Source organism: Mycolicibacterium vulneris (assembly GCF_002104765.1).
In the GTDB taxonomy this organism is placed as follows: Bacteria; Actinomycetota; Actinomycetes; order Mycobacteriales; family Mycobacteriaceae; genus Mycobacterium; species Mycobacterium vulneris.
Map to the genome: position 1 here is coordinate 1 of NZ_NCXM01000002.1, position 18,867 is coordinate 18,867.

Annotated in this window: 11 protein-coding genes, 2 pseudogenes and 1 riboswitch; of the genes and pseudogenes, 11 read left to right on the forward strand and 2 right to left on the reverse strand. The window is 69.3% G+C overall.

From position 1 onward, the window contains the following. From B8W69_RS01995 to ileS, 8 genes and pseudogenes are all read left to right on the forward strand, one after another. On the forward strand, nt 1-6,570 hold a 6,570-nt coding region (locus tag B8W69_RS01995; protein WP_085288341.1), incomplete at its 5' end, for a non-ribosomal peptide synthetase. Between the two features lie 364 nt (nt 6,571-6,934). Beyond that, nucleotides 6,935-7,132 carry a hypothetical protein gene (locus B8W69_RS31030; protein WP_085288342.1) on the forward strand — a complete coding sequence of 66 codons (198 nt, stop codon included), beginning with the start codon at nt 6,935-6,937 and terminating at the stop codon, nt 7,130-7,132. A gap of 445 nt (nt 7,133-7,577) precedes the next feature. Further along, nucleotides 7,578-7,768, forward strand: a pseudogene (locus B8W69_RS02005) (helix-turn-helix transcriptional regulator); the annotation flags it as partial. A 4-nt stretch (nt 7,769-7,772) separates the two neighbouring features. Further along, a pseudogene (locus B8W69_RS31920) lies at nt 7,773-7,928 on the forward strand (VOC family protein); the annotation flags it as partial. Nucleotides 7,929-8,003: 75 nt separating this feature from the next. Further along, nucleotides 8,004-8,573: a carboxymuconolactone decarboxylase family protein gene (locus tag B8W69_RS02015; protein WP_085288343.1), complete on the forward strand. Its 570-nt coding sequence runs from the start codon at nt 8,004-8,006 to the stop codon at nt 8,571-8,573. 132 nt (nt 8,574-8,705) lie between these two features. Further along, the gene (locus B8W69_RS02020) at nt 8,706-9,830 is read left to right on the forward strand and encodes an NAD(P)H-dependent flavin oxidoreductase (RefSeq protein ID WP_085288344.1); all 1,125 of its coding nucleotides are present in this window, start codon (nt 8,706-8,708) and stop codon (nt 9,828-9,830) included. A 183-nt stretch (nt 9,831-10,013) separates the two neighbouring features. Beyond that, a riboswitch (M-box (ykoK) riboswitch) is annotated at nt 10,014-10,199 on the forward strand. Between the two features lie 282 nt (nt 10,200-10,481). Next, nucleotides 10,482-10,733 carry an Rv1535 family protein gene (locus tag B8W69_RS02025; RefSeq protein WP_085288555.1) on the forward strand — a complete coding sequence of 84 codons (252 nt, stop codon included), beginning with the start codon at nt 10,482-10,484 and terminating at the stop codon, nt 10,731-10,733. Nucleotides 10,734-11,105: 372 nt separating this feature from the next. After that, on the forward strand, nt 11,106-14,234 hold the full coding sequence (gene ileS / locus B8W69_RS02030; RefSeq protein WP_085288556.1) for an isoleucine--tRNA ligase: 3,129 nt from the start codon (nt 11,106-11,108) through the stop codon (nt 14,232-14,234). A gap of 4 nt (nt 14,235-14,238) precedes the next feature. On the opposite strand, the gene B8W69_RS02035 is transcribed toward ileS, so the two are convergent. Further along, on the reverse strand, nt 14,239-14,760 hold the full coding sequence (locus tag B8W69_RS02035) for a hypothetical protein (protein WP_181447316.1): 522 nt from the start codon (nt 14,758-14,760) through the stop codon (nt 14,239-14,241). 122 nt (nt 14,761-14,882) lie between these two features. Here B8W69_RS02035 and B8W69_RS02040 point away from each other — a divergent pair, with 122 nt between their 5' ends. Beyond that, nucleotides 14,883-16,292: a DNA polymerase IV gene (locus B8W69_RS02040; RefSeq protein ID WP_085288345.1), complete on the forward strand. Its 1,410-nt coding sequence runs from the start codon at nt 14,883-14,885 to the stop codon at nt 16,290-16,292. On the opposite strand, the gene B8W69_RS02045 is transcribed toward B8W69_RS02040, so the two are convergent. Then, the gene (locus B8W69_RS02045; RefSeq protein WP_085288346.1) at nt 16,257-17,213 is read right to left on the reverse strand and encodes an asparaginase; all 957 of its coding nucleotides are present in this window, start codon (nt 17,211-17,213) and stop codon (nt 16,257-16,259) included. The two genes, B8W69_RS02040 and B8W69_RS02045, sit on opposite strands and share 36 nt — an antisense overlap. A 54-nt stretch (nt 17,214-17,267) precedes the next feature. On the opposite strand from B8W69_RS02045, the gene lspA reads away from it, so the two are divergent. Both lspA and B8W69_RS02055 read left to right on the forward strand, forming a co-directional pair. Further along, nucleotides 17,268-17,948: a signal peptidase II gene (gene lspA / locus B8W69_RS02050; RefSeq protein ID WP_110881812.1), complete on the forward strand. Its 681-nt coding sequence runs from the start codon at nt 17,268-17,270 to the stop codon at nt 17,946-17,948. Then, nucleotides 17,941-18,867, forward strand: a complete 927-nt coding sequence (locus tag B8W69_RS02055; protein ID WP_085288348.1) for an RluA family pseudouridine synthase — start codon at nt 17,941-17,943, stop codon at nt 18,865-18,867. Before lspA ends, B8W69_RS02055 begins: the two co-directional genes overlap by 8 nt.

Below are 18,867 nucleotides of genomic sequence, written 5' to 3' on the forward strand. Positions count from 1 at the left end.
CGGCCCGCGCCGGAAGGCGTGGTCGGCGAGTTGTATGTGGCCGGCCGTGGCGTCGCCACCGGGTATGCCCGCCGGGCCGGACTGACGGCGTCGCGCTTCGTGGCCTGCCCGTTCGGTGGGCCGGGCGCGCGGATGTATCGCACCGGTGACCTGGTCCGCTGGGGCGCCGACGGGCAGCTGCAGTACCTGGGCCGCGCCGACGAGCAGGTGAAGATCCGTGGGTATCGCATCGAGCTCGGCGAGATCCAGTCGGCCCTCGCCTCGCTGGAGGGCGTCGAGCAGGCGGCCGTGATCGCCCGCGAGGACCGCCCCGGCGACAAGCGTCTGGTGGGTTACATCACCGGTACCGCCGACCCGACCGAGCTACGCACCCAGCTGGGCAAGCGGCTGCCGGCCTACATGGTCCCGGCCGCGGTCGTCGTGCTGGAGGCCCTGCCGCTGACGGTCAACGGCAAGCTGGACAAGCGCGCCCTGCCCGCGCCCGAGTACCACAAGCGCGGCGGCCAATACCGCGCGCCCGGCAACCACACCGAGGAGATCCTGGCCGGCATCTACGCCCAGGTGCTCGGCGTCGAGCGGGTCGGCGTGGACGACTCGTTCTTCGACCTCGGTGGCGACAGCATCCTGTCGATGCAGGTTGTGGCCCGGGCCCGCGCGGCCGGGGTGATGTGCCGCCCGCGCGACGTGTTCGTCGAGCAGACCGTCGCCCGGCTGGCCCGGGTGGCCACCGACGGCGCCGGCGAGGACGCCGTGGTCGACGAGGGGATCGGGCCGGTGCTGGCCACCCCGATCATGCATTGGCTGCAAACCGTGCAGGGCCCGATCGACGACTTCAACCAAACCATGGTGCTGGCCGCACCCACGGGCGTCACCTCCGAGGACGTCCTGGTCGTGCTGCAGGCCTTGCTCGACCGTCACCCCATGCTGCGGCTGCGCGTGGAGGACGACGGCAAAGGCGGCTGGTCGTTGCAGGCGCCCGAACCGGGCAGCGTGCAGGCCGCCGACTGCCTGCAGTCGGTCGACCAGCTGTCCGACGCGACCCTGGTGGCCGCCCGATCCCGGCTGAACCCGGGCGCCGGCGTGATGGTGAGCGCGGTCTGGGCAAGCGAGACAAGCCAATTGGCGTTGATCATCCACCACGTGGCCGTGGACGGCGTGTCGTGGCGGACCCTGATCGAGGACCTCAACATCGCGTGGGCGCAGCACCACAGCGGCCAGCCGGTGGCGCTGCCCGCGGGTGGCACCTCGTTCGCCCGGTGGTCTTCGCTGCTGGCCGAGCACGCGCAGAGCCCGGCAGTGGTCGAGCAGGCCGACGCGTGGCGCGAGGTGGTCGCGACCCCGGCCGTGCTGCCGGCGGTGCGCCCCATGGAGGACACCTACCAGACCGCCGAGCAGTTGTCGGTGTCGCTGGATGTCGAGACGACCCGCCTGCTGCTGGGCGAGGTGCCCGCGGCGTTCCACGCCGGGGTGCAGGACATCCTGCTGATCGCGTTCGGGATGGCCTGGACGGAATTCCTCGGCAGCGCAACGCCGATCGGCATCGACGTCGAGGGCCACGGTCGTCAGGAAGAGCTCGGCCCGCACGTCGACCTGTCCCGCACCGTGGGCTGGTTCACCACCAAGTACCCGGTGTCGCTGACCGTCGACGGCCTGGACTGGGCGAACGTGGTCGCCGGCGACGACGCGCTGGGCGCGGCGATCAAGACCACCAAGGAGCAGCTGCGCGCCCTGCCGGACGGCTTGACCTACGGCCTGCTGCGCTACCTGAACCCCGACATCGATCTGGGTGGATCCGACCCCGTGATCGGGTTCAACTACCTCGGACGGCTGGGTGCGGCCGCCGACCTGCCCGGTGAGCTGTGGCGGTTGAGCCCCGACAGCCTGTCGCTGAGCGGCGCGGCCGCGGCGGTGGCGATGCCGTTAATGCACACCGTCGACCTCAACGCCGGCACCATGGACACCGAAGAAGGTCCCCACCTGCACGCCAACTGGACGTGGGCGGCCTCCGCGATGGACCGCGAGCAGATCAGCCGGCTCAGCCAGCTGTGGTTCGAGGCGCTGACCGGCATCTGCGCCCACGTGCAGGGCGGCGGCGGCGGGTTGACCCCGTCGGACATCGCGCCCGCGCGCCTGAACCAGCCGCAGATCGACGAGCTGAGCAAGCAGCACCAGATCGCCGACATCCTGCCGCTGACCCCGCTGCAGCAGGGGCTGCTGTTCCACGCCAGCTTCGCGCAGGACCCGGGCGACGACGTCTATGCCGTACAGCTCGGTATCACCGTGACCGGTGAGCTGGACTCGCACCGGCTGCACGACGCCGTCCACACCGTGGTCAACCGCCACCCGAACCTGGCGGCCCGCTTCTGCCCGCAGTTCGGTGAGCCCGTCCAGGTCATCCCGGCCGACCCGGTCATGGCGTGGCGGTACATCCAGTTGGGCCCCGAGGATCTCGACCCCGAGCAGCGGGTCGAGGAGCTGTGCGCCGCCGAGCGCGCCGCGGTGAGCGACCTGGCCAACCGTCCGGCATTCCGGGCCGCGCTGATCCGCACCGCGGACAACAGGTACCGGTTCGTCCTCACCAACCACCACATCGTGATGGATGGCTGGTCGCTGCCCATCCTGCTGCGCGAAATCCTCGCCAACTACTACGGCGACCAGTTGCCCGCGCCGGCGACCTACCGCAGCTACCTGACGTGGCTGGCCGGACAGGACCGCACCGCCGCGCAAGCGGCGTGGCGCCAGGTCCTCGACGGGTTCGAAACGCCCACCCTGGTGGGCCCGGCGGGGCGGATGCGGCTCGGCCGGCGGGCCGTGGAGTCCTACCGGCTGTCCGCGGAGACCACGCTCGCCCTGGGCGAGCTGGCCCGCTCGTGCCACACCACCGTCAACACCGTGCTGCAGGCCGCCTGGGCGCAGCTGCTGATGCGCCTGACCGGCCAGCATGACGTCGCGTTCGGTACCGCGGTGTCGGGCCGGCCGGCCGACCTGATCGGCGCCGAGTCCATGGTGGGTCTGCTGATCAACACCGTGCCGGTGCGGGCCAGCATCACATCGGAGACCACCGTCGCCGACGTGCTGGAGCAGCTGCAGCAGCACCACAACGACACCCTCGAACACGAGCACCTGGCGCTGAGCGACATCCACCACGTGACCGGTCACGATGCGCTGTTCGACACCTTGTTCCTGTACGAGAACTACCCGATCGACACCAGCGTGCCGTTGGGCTTCCACGAGTTGGCCATCACCGATGTCACCAACCGGGAGTACAACCACTACCCGCTGTCGGTGATGGCGCTTCCGGGCCGCGAGCTGGGCCTGCGCGTCGAATTCGACACCGACGTGTTCGACTCGGCCGGCATCGAGAAGCTGACCGAGCGGTTCCAGCGGGTGCTGTCGGAGATGACGGCCGACCCGACCCGACGGCTGATGTCGCTGGACGTCGTCGACGAGCACGAGCACGCGCGGCTGGACGAGCACGGCAACCGCGTGGTGTTGAGCCAGCCGGCGACCGGCAAGTCCATCCCGGCCATGTTCGCCGCGCAGGTGGCCAGCACCCCGGACGCGGCGGCGCTGACCTTCGACGGCCGCTCGATGACGTATCGCGAGCTCGACGAGGCCGCCAACCGGATGGCGCGCCTGCTGATCGAACAGGGCGCCGGTCCGGGCGAGCGGGTCGCGCTGCTGTTCTCCCGCTCTGCCGACGCGATCGTCGCGATCCTGGCGGCGCTCAAGACCGGGGCGGCCTACCTGCCGATCGACCCCGCGCTGCCGGCCGCGCGGATCGAATTCCTGCTCGCCGACGCCGAGCCGGTCGCCGTGGTCACCACCGCGGCCCTGCGCGGACGGCTGGACGGCTGCAGCCCGACGGTCATCGACGTCGACGACCCGGCGCTGGCCTCCCAGCCCAGCACGGCGCTGCCGATCCCGTCGTCGGACAACATCGCCTACGTCATCTACACCTCGGGAACCACCGGTGTGCCCAAGGGCGTGGCGGTCACCCACGAGAACGTCGCGCAGCTGCTGGAGACGCTGCACGCCGACCTGCCGGAGGCGGGCGTGTGGGCGCAGTGGCACTCACTGGTGTTCGACGTGTCGGTGCACGAGATCTGGGGCGCGCTGCTGCACGGCGGCCGCCTGGTGGTGGTGCCCGAGTCGGTGGCGGCTTCGCCCCACGACCTGCACGCGCTGCTGGTCTCCGAAGGGGTCACCGTGTTGAGCCAGACCCCGTCGGCGGTGGGAATGCTCTCGCCCGAGGGCCTGGAGTCGACGGCGCTGGTGGTGGCCGGTGAGGCCTGCCCGGTCGAGGTTGTCGACCGGTGGGCGCCGGGACGCGTGATGATCAACGCGTACGGCCCGACCGAGGGCACGGTGTACGCGGCGATGAGCGCGCCGCTGCAGAGCGGAACGGGATCGGCGCCGATCGGTTCGCCGGTGCCGCGCGCCGCGCTGTTCGTGCTGGACCGGTGGCTGCGCCCGACACCCGAGGGTGTCGTCGGCGAGTTGTACATCGCCGGTCACGGTGTTGCCACGGGTTATTCGCGCCGGCCTGGTCTGACGGCGGGGCGCTTCGTCGCCTGCCCGTTCGGCAGCCCGGGTGCGCGGATGTACCGCACGGGCGACCTGGTCCGATGGGGCCGGGACGGTCAGCTCGAGTACCTGGGGCGGGCCGACGAGCAGGTCAAGCTGCGCGGCTACCGCATCGAGCTCGGTGAGGTGCAGTCGGCTCTCGCCGGACTGGACGGAGTCGAGCAGGCCGCGGTGATCGCCCGCGAGGACCGTCCCGGTGACAAGCGCCTGGTCGGTTACATCACCGGAACCGCCGACCCGGTCGGGATCCGCATCCAGCTCGCTGACCGGCTGCCGGCCTACATGGTGCCGGCCGCGGTGGTGGTGTTGGACGCGCTGCCGCTGACCGTCAACGGCAAGCTGGACAAGCGCGCCCTGCCCGCACCGGAGTACCAGAAGCGGGGTGGCGAGTACGTCGCGCCGGCCGACCCGACCGAGGAGATCGTCGCCGACATCTTCGCCCGCGTCCTCGGCATGGAGCGGGTCTCGGTAGAGGACTCCTTCTTCGAGCTGGGCGGGGATTCGCTGTCCGCGATGCGAGTGATCGCCGAGATCAATACCGCCGTCGACGGCGCACTGTCGGTGCGCACCCTGTTCGAATCGCAGTCGGTCCGCGCGCTGGCGCACCGGATCACCAGCGGTGCCGACACCGAGGGCGCCGCGGGACCCGGCTTCGCGGCGGTGCACGGCGCCGACGCCAAGGAGGTGTTCGCCCGCGACCTCACGCTGGACAAGTTCATCGACGCGACGACGCTGTCGACCGCGCCGACGCTGCCCGGCCCGAGCGCCGAGGTCCGGACGGTCCTGCTGACGGGGGCGACCGGTTTCCTGGGTCGCTACCTGGCACTGGAATGGCTCGAGCAGCTGGAACAGGTCGACGGCAAGCTGATCTGCCTGGTGCGTGCCAAGTCCGACGAGGACGCGTGGCGCCGTCTGGAGAAGACCTTCGACAGCGGTGACCCGGAACTGCTGCAGCACTTTCAGGAACTGGCCGAGGAGCACCTGCAGGTGGTCGCCGGTGACAAGGGACAGGCCAACCTCGGCTTGGACGAGGAGACTTGGCAGCGGCTGGCCGACACCGTCGACCTGATCGTCGACTCGGCGGCCGTCGTCAACGGTGTCCTGCCCTACAACGAGCTGTTCACCCCCAACGTCGGGGGCACCGCGGAGCTGATCCGGTTGGCGCTCACCACGAAGAAGAAGCCGTACGCGTACGTGTCGACTTCGGACGTGGGCCGCCAGATCGACCCGGCGGAGTTCACCGAGGACGGCGACATCCGGGTCATCAGCGCCCGGCGCGTCATCGACGGCGGCTACGCCAACGGGTACGGCAACAGCAAGTGGGCGGGGGAGGTCCTGCTGCGCGAGGCCAACGACCTGTGCGGGCTGCCGGTCTCGGTGTTCCGCTCCGACATGATCCTGGCCGACACCACCTACGCCGGTCAGCTCAACGTGGCGGACATCTTCACCCGGATGATCCTGAGCATCGTGGCCACCGGCACCGCGCCCAAGTCCTTCTACCAGCTGGACGCCGACGGCAACCGGCAGAACGCGCACTTCGACGGCCTGCCCGTCGAGTTCGTCGCCGAGGCCATCGCCAAACTGGGCGCCCAGGTGATGGACGGGTTCGAGACGTACCACGTGATGAACCCGCACGACGACGGCATCGGGCTCGACGAATACGTCGACTGGCTGATCGAAGCCGGCTACCCGATCGAGCGCGTCGGCGACTTCGGCGAGTGGCTGCGGCGCTTCGAGACCGGCCTGCGCGGCCTGCCGGAACGTCAGCGGCAGAACTCGGTCCTGCAGATGTTGACATTGCTGCTGCGGGATCCGAAGAGCCTGCAGCCCGCCGAGCCGGCCCGGGGTGCCTTCGCGCCGACGGATCGCTTCCGCGCCGCGGTGCAGGAAGCGAAAGTCGGTTCCGACAACGACATCCCTAATGTCAGCGCGTCGGTGATCCTCAAATACGTCACCGACCTGCAACTGCTCGGTTTGCTGTAATCCCTTTGAGGAGCTCGAAAGCGGCGTGGTCCACCCGGGCCACGCCGCTTTCGAGTAATGCGCAATTCGCTTTGGTGGCCGGCCACTGCCGGCGGGGATCTGGCGATCTATAACTGGGCGATCACGGTCAATGCCGCAATGCGTGGCGACCAATGCCGAAACCCCCCCGAACCACGCCATACCGCCTGTTGCTGTCACGATCTTAACCAGTACTAACGGTATGCATCAAGGCCCAGCGTTGAGTCGCGATCTATTGTTTTGGGTAATTCACAGCACATTAAGTTTGAATAACCCTGGACCTACGGGGTGGTTCTCTACTAACGTTGCCAACTGTTGCACCCATGTTGACAACGGGGTCTTCGGAGTGGGTAAGCGTCGACCGTTCGGTGACGGCACACCTCCCAATTTCGTCGTCCCGGCCAACGACAAGGAGCAACGAAGATTGCGGTCAGTCTTTGCCGACCCGGCATCCGGCCTGATCAACCGGACGCCCACGGCAAACGGTGTCGACGAGGATGCCTGCTGGCCCAACGTGCAGCAGAACGAGGTGAAGCACCCATGACCGAAGTGCGATGCGAACGATGCGCGAGAACCATCAGGACATCCCATGGGTCACCGTCACGGCCGGCCCTGCAGTTACTGGGGTGGACCGTCATCGACGGCGACCGGTATTACTGCCCCACGCACGCGGGAGATAAGTACGCAGCCAGGACTATTTCGAAGCCAGAAGCGGGCCGGGCGTCGGCCTGAGCGACTGCGGGAGCCGCACCAGTCAAGCGGTTTGGCGTGGGGGCAGGCGGTGGTGGTTGTTCGTGACGAGGGTGCCGGCGAGAAGCGTCTCGTCTTGTGACCGGAGCCACTGACCCGGCCGACATTCGGGCCCGGCTGGGTCAGCGGCTCCCCACCTATGTGCTCCCCGTCGGCGGTGGTCCCGCCAAATGCGCTGCCGCTGACACCCAGCGGCAATCTCGACACCCGTTCGCTCCGCGGAACGCACTCCACCCTCAGGGCGAATTCCTGTGAACGCGTTGGCAGATCGCGTCGGGGTGAGCGCCAGATGGATGACCGCGCTGTTCCAGCGGGAGGTTGGCAGATCCCCAAAGACGGTGTTGATGGTGCATGCGATTCCAGCACGCGACGGCCAGGATCGCGGCGTCGGCACGTCGGAACGGCCGGGGTCGACCTCGCCGCGGTCGCAGATCCCGGCTGCCCTCTACGGACGGGTGCTCTCACACGAGGCGGAAATCGTTCGCCCGCTCGGCAGAACCTATTACGGTGCAACCGAATTCGCCGTCCGCGATCCCGAAGACAACTTGTGGTCATTCGGCGACTACGTCGGCGAGCCTATGCCGAGCTGATCATCGAGACCATTCCGCTGACTACCATGACCGTAGAACGCGATGGTCCCGCCAGCACGGAGGAGTGCTCATCCGATGACAACAGCGCGCCTGCCTCGACTGCCACTCGACGAAGCCAGGGCCGCCGCCGACGAAGCGGCCGTCCCCAACTACATGGCCGAGCTCAGCATCTTCCAGGTGCTCCTCAATCATCCGCCACTGGCGCGCGGCATCAACGACCTGCTCGCCACCATGCTCTGGCACGGGACCCTCGACTCGCGGCTGCGCGAGCTGGTGATCATGCGGATCGGCTGGCTCACCTCCTGTGATTACGAATGGACACAGCACTGGCGGGTGGCGTCCCGGCTCGGCGTGCCGGCCGACGATCTGCTGGGCGTGCGGGATTGGCCGAACCACGCGGGGTTTGGGTCCATCGAGCGGGCCGTGCTCGCCGCCACCGACGACGTGGTCCGCGACGGCGCGGTGAGCGCCGCGAGCTGGGCGGCATGTGAGCGCGAATTCCAGTTCGACACAACGATTCTCGTCGAGCTGGTGACGGTGATCGGCGCCTGGCGGATGGTCGCGTCGATCCTGCAGAGCCTCGAGGTGCCGCTGGAGGAGGGCGTGTCGAGCTGGCCGCCGGACGGCCGGTCTCCCCGGTCTTAGGGGCGATCGCGAGCGCGGCGCAGCCGGGCGAAGCGGGTCGCCCCCATCGGCCCTAGCGCCGGCGCGCACACATGAGTTGCCCACGCGCCCTGGCCGATTGACTTAGCAGTCGATAACTCTTAGCGTCGGGCGATGAGAACCAGGGTCGCCGAGATGCTCGGAGTCGAATTCCCGATCTGCGCCTTCAGCCACTGCCGCGACGTGGTGGCGGCGGTGACCAATGCGGGCGGTTTCGGGATCCTGGGCGCCACCGCGCACAGCCCCAAGCGCCTGCAGAGCGAGCTGACCTGGATCGAGGAACAGACCGGGGGCAAGCCCTACGGAGTCGACCTGCTGCTGCCGCCCAAATACGTCGGTGCCGAGGAAGGCGGCATCGACACCACGCAGGCCCGCACCCTGCTGCCCGAGGAACATCGCGCGTTCGTCGACGACCTGCTGGCCCGCTACGGCGTCACCGCGACCGCCGAGCAGCCGCGCGCATCGCTGGGTGGCCTGAACATCTCGCCCAAGACTTACGAGCCGCTGCTGGACGTGGCCTTCTCCAACAACATCCGGCTGATCGCCAGCGCGCTCGGCCCGCCTCCGGCGGACCTCGTCGAACGCGCGCACGACCGGGACGTGCTGGTGGCCGCGCTGGCCGGCACCACCCGGCACGCGCAACGGCACGCTGCCGCGGGCGTCGACCTGATCGTCGCGCAAGGCACCGAGGCGGGCGGGCACACCGGCGAGGTGGCGACCATGGTCCTGGTGCCCGAGGTCGTCGATGCCGTGGCGCCGGTGCCCGTGCTCGCCGCCGGCGGAATCGCCCGCGGTCGTCAGATCGCCGCGGCGCTGGCCCTGGGTGCCGAGGGCGTGTGGTGCGGCTCGGTGTGGCTGACCACCGAGGAGGCCGAGACGGCGCCCGTGGTCAAGGAGAAATTCCTGGCCGCCAGCTCGTCGGACACGGTGCGGTCGCGCTCGATGACGGGCAAGCCGGCGCGGATGCTGCGCACGGCCTGGACCGACGAGTGGGAGCGGCCGGAAAACCCGGATCCTCTGGGCATGCCGTTGCAGACCGCGCTGATCACCGAGCCGCAGGTGCGCATCAACCAGGCCGCCGCCCATCAGGGCGCCAAGGCGCGTGAGCTGGCCACCTACTTCGTCGGGCAGGTGGTGGGCTCGCTCGACCGGGTCCGTCCGACCCGTTCGGTGGTGCTGGACATGGTCGAGGAGTTCATCGACACCATCGGCCGGCTCGAGGGCCTGGTCGAGAAGTGATTCGCGGCGGCCGGGCCAACCGCGCGGAATTGACGGATTCTTGACGGCCGTCGGGCGCATCCCCAGCTCAGCGCCGTGAACCTGGCCGAATGCTGTGTGCGCCCCTAATGAATGCGTACAGAATCTCCGACACGCTGTCCGGGGATTTGACCGCGTCATAGTCGTCGTGCATCATCGGTCGAGTAAGCACCTCGTTAGGTGAGGCGTCTACACGAATACAGGCCACTGACCCCGAACGTCGAAAGACGCCCCGGGTCAGGACAGCTCCTCCCGGCTTAAGGGTTGAGCCCAGGTGGCTTCCGGCTCGGATTGTTTTCCCGGGCCAGGACACGTCGTGTGGTGCCGAAGCTACGACGAGAGGGGTGCGGCTCCGACGGTCGTCGGGTTCTGCTCCCTTGCTGCGCATAGATTGCATGCGACCCGCGCATGCGTCGTGACCGCGAGGAGGTGAGGGACACATGAGTTCTAGCGATAGCGACAGTCCGGACCGAAGTCCGAACTGTGTTTCGTCCCGATCCGGGCTCCGGCGCGACTTTCTCGGCTGAGACGTCGCAACGCTGAGTGGTTATCGCCCAAGCGTTCTGAGATCACACGGGATGGGACACGTCAGTCCAGTCAGTCCCCGTTGGATCTCCCCTTTAGGAGGCGATGATGACCGCAGCTTTCTACGACGAAGTGCTCACCGTAGCTCCCACCCCCACGCTGACCGTGGTGCGCGACACCGACACGATCCCGGCTCCCGCCCAGGCTCCCGTGGCCAAGGGCCGCCGCCGGTCCGACAGCGCACCGTTCGGCGCCGGGGGCGACCCACTGGTCGACGGCGCCGCCCGCCTGCTGAGCGTCCCGCTGCGTCACGTGTACGCCGCGCTGTGGCGGGTTGGCGTCCTCGAAGTCCGGGCCTGAAAGCCGAACTTCGATGGACGTCGAACAACCGTGGCTCCAAGGGGTCGCCTGGCCGCAAACCTAGTTCTGCGCCTTGGCGACCCCTTGGAGTGCACCCGGATTTGCGGGTCTTCGTAGAATCGATCTACTGGCGTCGATCCGGCCATCACCGGGGAGCCTTCGGAAGAACAGCCGTCCCGGCTCAGTAGAACCGAACGGGTAGGCCCGTCACAGCCGTCATCGAGCGGCCACGCGAAAGCGCGGCAAGCGGGGTGGTACCGCGGCGCTCGCGCAGCCCGCGCGTCGTCGTCCCCGGTTTGCACCGTGGCACAGGAGACAACGCGCATCGTGACCGACACACCCGGCCCCGAAGCTGACCTCGAGGCTCAGCCGGTGGGCTCCGTCCGGGCCTACCCCAAGCCGGCCGGCGGAGCGCCCGACTTCCCGGCGCTCGAGCTCGAGGTGCTGGACTATTGGGCCCGCGACGACACCTTCCGGGCCAGCATCGCCCGCCGTGACGGCGCGCCGGAATACGTGTTCTACGACGGGCCGCCGTTCGCCAACGGGCTGCCGCACTACGGGCACCTGCTCACCGGCTACGTCAAGGACATCGTCCCGCGCTACCGCACCATGCGCGGCTACAAGGTTGAGCGCCGCTTCGGCTGGGACACCCACGGGCTGCCGGCCGAACTCGAAGTCGAGCGCCAGCTGGGCATCACCGACAAATCGCAGATCGACGACATGGGCATCGCAGCGTTCAACGACGCCTGCCGCGCCTCGGTGCTGCGCTACACCGACGAGTGGCAGGCCTACGTCACCCGCCAGGCCCGCTGGGTCGACTTCGACAACGACTACAAGACGCTGGACCTGCCCTACATGGAGTCGGTGATCTGGGCGTTCAAACAGCTCTGGGACAAGGGCCTGGCATACGAGGGCTACCGGGTGTTGCCCTACTGCTGGCGCGACGAAACCCCGCTGTCCAACCACGAATTGCGGATGGACGACGACGTGTACCAGAGCCGCCAGGACCCCGCGCTGACCGTGGGATTCAAAGTCACCGGCGGTGACTTGGACGGCGCTTATTTGTTGGTGTGGACGACGACGCCGTGGACCCTGCCGTCCAACCTGGCCGTCGCCGTCAACCCCGACGTGACCTACGTCGAGGTCGAGGCCGAGGGCAAGCGTTTCGTCCTCGCGGAGCCGCGGCTGGCCGCGTACGCGCGCGAATTGGGCTTCGAAAAAGGAGATGCGCCCGCGATTTTGGCCACCTATCGCGGCGCCGACCTGCTCGGCACCCGCTACCTGCCGCCGTTCCCGTACTTCATGGATACGGCCAACGCGTTTCAGGTGCTGCCCGGTGAGTTCGTCACCACCGAGGACGGTACCGGCATCGTGCACATGGCGCCGGCCTACGGCGAGGACGACATGGCCACCACCGACAAGGTCGGCATCACCCCGGTCACGCCCGTCGATTCCAAGGGGCGCTTCGACGCCACGGTCCCGGATTACCAGGGACAGCACGTCTTTGACGCCAACCCGCACATCATCCGCGACCTGAAGAACGGCAGCGGTCCCGCCGCGGCCAACGGCGCGGTGCTGCTGCGCCACGAAACCTACGAGCACCCCTACCCGCACTGCTGGCGCTGCCGCAACCCGCTGATCTATCGGGCGGTGTCCTCGTGGTTCGTCGCGGTCACCGAATTCCGGGACCGGATGGTCGAGCTCAACCAGCAGATCACCTGGTACCCCGAGCATGTCAAGGACGGCCAGTTCGGCAAGTGGCTGCAGGGCGCGCGCGACTGGTCGATCTCACGAAACCGCTACTGGGGCACCCCGATTCCGGTATGGAAGTCCGACGACCCCGCCTACCCGCGGGTCGACGCCTACGGCAGCCTCGACGAACTCGAACGCGACTTCGGGGTGCGGCCCACCAACCTGCACCGGCCCTACATCGACGAGCTGACCCGGCCCAACCCCGACGACCCGACCGGGGCCAGCACAATGCGCCGCATCCCCGACGTGCTCGACGTGTGGTTCGACTCGGGATCGATGCCTTACGCCCAGGTGCACTTCCCGTTCGAGAACTCCGAGTGGTTCGACGGTCATTACCCCGGCGACTTCATCGTCGAGTACATCGGGCAGACCCGCGGCTGGTTCTACACCCTGCACGTGCTGGCCACCGCGCTGTTCGATCGTCCCGCCTTCAAAACCTGTGTGGCACATGGCATCGTGCTGGGATCCGACGGCCAGAAGATGAGCAAGTCGCTGCGCAACTATCCCGATGTCAGCGAGGTGTTCGACCGCGACGGCTCCGACGCCATGCGCTGGTTCCTGATGGCCTCGCCGATCCTGCGCGGGGGCAATCTCATCGTCACCGAGCAGGGCATCCGCGAGGGTGTGCGCCAGGTGCTGCTGCCGTTCTGGAACGCCTACAGCTTCCTGGCCCTCTATGCGCCCAAAGTCGGTACCTGGCGCACCGATTCGACGCAGGTGCTGGACCGCTACATCCTGGCCAAGCTCGCCGAGCTGCGCGACGACCTGACCCACGAGATGGACACCTGTGATATCTCGCGGGCCTGCGAGCAGCTGCGCCAGTTCACCGACGCGCTGACGAACTGGTATGTGCGACGGTCGCGTTCACGGTTCTGGGAAGAAGACGTCGACGCCATCGACACCTTGCACACCGTGCTGGAGGTGACGGCGCGGCTGGCCGCGCCGCTGCTTCCGTCGGTGACCGAAATCGTTTGGCGCGGCCTGACTTCGCAGCGGTCGGTGCACCTCACCGATTGGCCGCAGGCCGGCGACGTTCCCGCCGACCCCGACCTGGTCGCCGCGATGGATCAGGTCCGCGCGGTCTGCTCGGCTGCGTCCTCGTTGCGCAAGGCCAAGAAGCTGCGGGTGCGGCTGCCGCTGCCGAAACTCACAGTGGCGGTGGAGAATCCGCAGCGGCTGGAGCCCTTCGCCGACCTGATCGCCGATGAGCTGAACGTCAAGAGCGTCGAGCTGACCGATGCGATCGACACCTACGGCCGCTTCGAGCTCACCGTCAACGCGCGGGTGGCCGGGCCGCGGCTGGGCAAGGACGTGCAGGCGGCGATCAAGGCGGTCAAGGCGGGGGAGGGCGTCGTCAATCCGGACGGGACCCTGACCGCCGGGCCCGCGGTGCTGCAACCCGAGGAATACAGCTCACGGCTGGTCGCGGCCGACCCGGAATTCACTGCGGCGCTGCCCGACGGGGCGGGGCTGGTGGTGCTGGACGGCACGGTGACCCCGGAACTCGAGGCCGAAGGCTGGGCCAAGGACCGGATCCGCGAGCTGCAGGAGCTGCGCAAGTCGACGGGTCTGGATGTGTCCGACCGGATTTCGGTGGTGATGGCCGTGCCCGGCGAGCGGGCCGACTGGGCGCGCACCCACCGCGACCTCATCGCGGGCGAGATCCTGGCCACCAGTTTCGAGTTCGGCGATCCGGCCGGTGGCGTTGAGATCGGCGACGGCGTGCGGGTGAGCATCGCCAAGGCCTGACCGGTCAAGCGCGAGATCGCAGCGCCCGGTGGGCATGCGGCCAGAACGGCATGCCCACCGCCACCGTTGCCCCGGTGGCGATCAGGGCGACCGCGACGTCGACGCTCTCGCGGCCATCGGAGGCCCAGTAGACGTCCTTGAGATCCAACAGCAGCGCCAATTCGTCGACGATCATCGCGTTGGCGGCACCGTACGCCACCGCTGCCGCGGGATGGCGCCGTTGCTTCTCGCTTCCGCGCAGACCCACGCCGGCCACCGTCGCCAGCATCCCGATCCCGATGTTGTAGTGGTGAAAGTGCTTGCCGCCCAACGACACACCGCCGCCGGACGGTCCATGGCCGGCGCGGATCCAGTGGGTGAGGCCGCGCAGGCCCGCGAAGGTGAGGGTGAACGACGCCCACGCCAGCACCGTGGCCTGCTCCCCGGGTTGCAGGCGTTCGTTCCATTGATGGCGCAGCCGCGCCCATTTCGTCGAGGGCGACGCGCCCTTGTGCGGGGCGGCCGTGTCGCCATGCCCGGCGTTCATCGGCCGTCCTCGACCGCGTTGGCCCAGCGCTGCGAGTTGCAGATCCGCCGGTGCGCCAGGTTCATGGCCATGACAAAACGTTAGTCCAACTGGCCGCTCGTGCGGGCCCTAGCATCGAGCGTGTGGAGTCGCGGTGGGTGCTGCACCTGGACATGGACGCGTTCTTCGCCTCCGTCGAGCAACTCACCCGCCCGACGTTGCGCGGACGCCCGGTGCTGGTCGGCGGTGTGGGCGGGCGCGGCGTGGTGGCCGGGGCCAGCTACGAGGCGCGCGTCTTCGGGGCGCGCTCGGCCATGCCCATGCATCAGGCCCGCCGGCTGGTCGGTGTGAGCGCGGTGGTGCTGCCGCCGCGCGGCGTGGTGTACGGGCTGGCCAGCAGGCGCGTATTCGACACCATCCGCGCCGTGGTGCCCGTGGTCGAGCAGTTGTCCTTCGACGAGGGATTCGGCGAACCCGCGCAGCTCGCCGGGGCGTCCGCCGAGGACGTCGAGGCGTTCTGCGAGGACCTGCGGCGCCGCGTCCGCGACGACACCGGCCTGATCGCCTCGGTGGGCGCCGGATCGGGCAAGCAGATCGCGAAGATCGCCTCCGGGCTGGCCAAGCCCGACGGGGTCCGGGTGGTGCGCCCCGCCGAAGAACGATCGTTGCTCGGCGGGCTGCCGGTGCGCCGGCTGTGGGGGATCGGCCCGGTCGCCGAGGAAAGGCTGCATCGCCTGGGTATCGAGACCATCGGCGAGCTGGCCGCGCTGACCGAGGCTGAGGCGGCCAACATCCTGGGCGCCACGATCGGGCCGGCGCTGCACCGGCTGGCCCGCGGTATCGACGACCGCCCGGTCGCCGAGCGCGCCGAGGCCAAGCAGATCAGCTCCGAATCGACCTTCGTCGCCGACCTGACCAGCCTGGAGCAGTTGCGTGAGGCCATCGAACCGATCGCCGAGCACGCCCATCACCGCCTGCTGCGCGACGGGCGTGGCGCGCGCACCGTCACCGTCAAGCTGAAAAAATCCGACATGAGCACGCTGACCCGGTCCGCGACGCTGCCCTATGCCACCACCGAGGTCGCCGCGTTGGTGGGCATGGCCCGCCGGCTGCTGCTCGATCCGCGCGAGATCGGGCCCATTCGCCTTCTCGGCGTGGGCTTTTCGGGGCTGAGCGATGTGCGCCAGGAATCGCTGTTCCCGGATTTGGAACTGGCGGCGCCGCAGCCGGATTCATCGTCGGTGGAGACCGCGACCGAAGCCATGTATGGGCCCGGCCCCCAGACAACAGAAGCCGCGGGGTGGCGGGTCGGCGACGACGTCGCCCACCGCGAGCTCGGGCACGGCTGGGTGCAGGGCGCGGGCCACGGCGTGGTCACCGCGCGGTTCGAAACCCGCAGCTCCGGCCCCGGCCCCGCCCGGACGTTTCCCGCCGACGGCGGCGAGCTGGTGCGCGCCAACCCGATCGATTCCCTGGATTGGCCCGAGTACGCGGGGGGGCTGCAGGCCGATGCGATGTCAACCCCACCGGGCCACGACGTCGGGGACCGGTAGCTCGGCGGCCAGCGCGGCGATCAGCAGGACGCGCGCCTGAGGCGGTCGCAGCCGCGGCACCATCACCGCCCCGGCCGCCGCCATGTCGTGCCCGGGGCCGTAGCTGGCGCCGACCCGTCCGCCGGGTACACGGGTGGACACCGCGACGACGACCCCGTCGCCGCAGTGCCGCCGCACCGCGTCGACGACCGCGGGCCCGGCGTTTCCCGAACCCAGCGCCTCGAGCACCACGCCCCGCGCCCCGGCGGCCACGCACGCATCGAGGGCCACCCCGTCGCTGCCCAGGTACGCCGCGACGATGTCGACGCGCGGCGCGTCGGCGGCCCGCAGATCGCCGACGTACGGGCGGGTCTTCGGGCCGGTGAGGGTCACGCCGCCGGCCACGGTGCCGAGCAGCCTGCCGGTGAAGCCGCTGAGGTCCTCGGTGGCCACCTTGCTCATGCCCAGCGGCTGCCGCACCCGGCCGGCGAAACACAGCACCACGCCCAGGTCGCGGGCGGCGGGGCTGGCCGCCACCGCCAGGGCGTCACGCACATTCGCGGGGCCGTCCGCGTCGGGGGCGTCGGCGCTGCGCATGGCGCCGGTCAGCACTACCGGGGCCCGGCCCGCGTAGGTGAGATCGAGCCAGAGCGCACTTTCTTCCATGGTGTCGGTGCCGTGCAGCACCACCACACCGTCGGCCCCGCCGTCGACCGCGGTCGTCACCGCGTCGCGGATTCGGTCCCAATCGGCCAGCGTCAGCTCCGAGCTGTCGACCGCCAGCAGGTCGACGACGTCGACATCGTGTTCGCCGCGGAAGGGCGCCGTCAGGTCCGAGCCGCTGTACGAGGGTCGGTGCACCCCGTCGGCGCCGGTGCCGGTCGATATCGTGCCCCCGGTGGCGATCACGGTGAGGCGGGCCATGGTGGCATCATTGCGCATTGCCGCTGCGCGGACATGGCTAGCCTGCGTGGGGCAGTAGGGGATGATGGGGAAGTGCCTGAAGAACCAACGAAATCGACTGAGCCGGTGACCTCAGCCGAAGAGGCTGGTGAGGCCGCCCCGGTCGAGCGAGACGCGGAGCCCGAAACCGCCGCTTCGCCCCAACCCGCTCCACGGCGGATACGGCTGCTGCTGTCGATCGCGGCGATAGTCCTGGCCCTCGATGTCGTCACCAAGGTGCTTGCCGTCAAACTGCTGCCGCCCGGCCAGCCGGTGCCGATCATCGGCGATACCGTGACCTGGACCCTGGTGCGCAATTCGGGTGCGGCCTTCTCGATGGCGACCGGCTACACGTGGGTGCTGACGCTGATCGCGACCGGTGTGGTGGTCGGCATCTTCTGGATGGGACGCCGGCTGGTGTCGCCCTGGTGGGCGGTGGGCCTGGGCATGATCCTCGGCGGCGCGATGGGCAACCTGGTCGATCGCTTCTTCCGCGCCCCCGGGCCGCTTCGTGGGCATGTCGTGGACTTCTTGTCGGTCGGCTGGTGGCCGGTCTTCAACGTCGCCGACCCGTCGGTGGTCGGCGGCGCCATCCTGCTGGTGGTGCTGTCGATCTTCGGGTTCGACTTCGACTCGGTTGGTCGGCGCCACGCCGACGGCGACTCTCCGGGTCGGCGCACCGCCGGCGACCGGCACAAGGACGAGGGCGACAGCCAGGACAGCGCGGGTGAGTGACCGCTCGATGCCCGTCCCGGAGGGACTGGCGGGGATGCGCGTCGACGCCGGGCTGGCCCGCCTGCTGGGGCTGTCGCGCAGCGCGGCGGCCGCGCTCGCCGAAGACGGCGGCGTCGAACTCGACGGCGTCCAGGCCGGCAAGTCCGACCGGCTGACCGGCGGCGCCTGGCTGCAGGTGCGGCTGCCCGCGGCGCCCGCACCGCTGCAGAACACGCCGGTCGACATCGAGGGCATGACGATCCTGTACTCCGACGACGACATCGTCGCGGTCGACAAACCGGCGGCGGTGGCCGCGCACGCGTCGGTCGGCTGGACCGGGCCCACGGTGCTCGGCGGCCTGGCCGCCGCCGGCTACCGGATCACCACATCGGGCGTGCCCGAGCGGCAGGGCATCGTGCACCGCCTCGACGTCGGCACGTCCGGGGTGATGGTGGTGGCGCTGTCCGAGCGGGCCTACACCCTGCTCAAGCGGGCGTTCAAACAGCGCACCGTCGACAAGCGCTATCACGCGCTGGTGCAAGGACATCCGGACCCGTCCAGCGGGACCATCGACGCGCCGATCGGGCGGCACCGCGGCGGCGAGTGGAAGTTCGCGGTCACCAAGGACGGCCGGCACAGCCTCACCCACTACGACACCGTGGAGGCCTTCGTCGCCGCCAGCCTGCTCGACGTGCACCTGGAAACCGGCCGCACCCACCAGATCCGGGTGCACTTCTCCGCGCTGCATCACCCGTGCTGCGGTGACCTCGTCTATGGCGCCGACCCCAAACTCGCGAAAAAGCTTGGGCTGGAACGCCAATGGCTGCATGCCCGCTCGCTGTCCTTCGCCCACCCGGCCGACGGCAGGCGGATCGAGATCGTCAGCCCCTACCCGCCCGACCTGCAGCACGCGCTGGACGTGTTGCGCGACGAGGGCTGA

What these genes read in the sequence shown, in the direction of transcription:
- B8W69_RS02020 (WP_085288344.1), top strand. Translation starts at nt 8,706, where the DNA reads ATGAGAACCAGGGTCGCCGAGATGCTCGGAGTCGAATTCCCGATCTGC.
- B8W69_RS02015 (WP_085288343.1), top strand. Translation starts at nt 8,004, where the DNA reads ATGACAACAGCGCGCCTGCCTCGACTGCCACTCGACGAAGCCAGGGCC.
- B8W69_RS02035 (WP_181447316.1), bottom strand. Translation starts at nt 14,760, where the DNA reads ATGAACGCCGGGCATGGCGACACGGCCGCCCCGCACAAGGGCGCGTCG.
- B8W69_RS02045 (WP_085288346.1), bottom strand. Translation starts at nt 17,213, where the DNA reads ATGCGCAATGATGCCACCATGGCCCGCCTCACCGTGATCGCCACCGGG.
- B8W69_RS02025 (WP_085288555.1), top strand. Translation starts at nt 10,482, where the DNA reads ATGACCGCAGCTTTCTACGACGAAGTGCTCACCGTAGCTCCCACCCCC.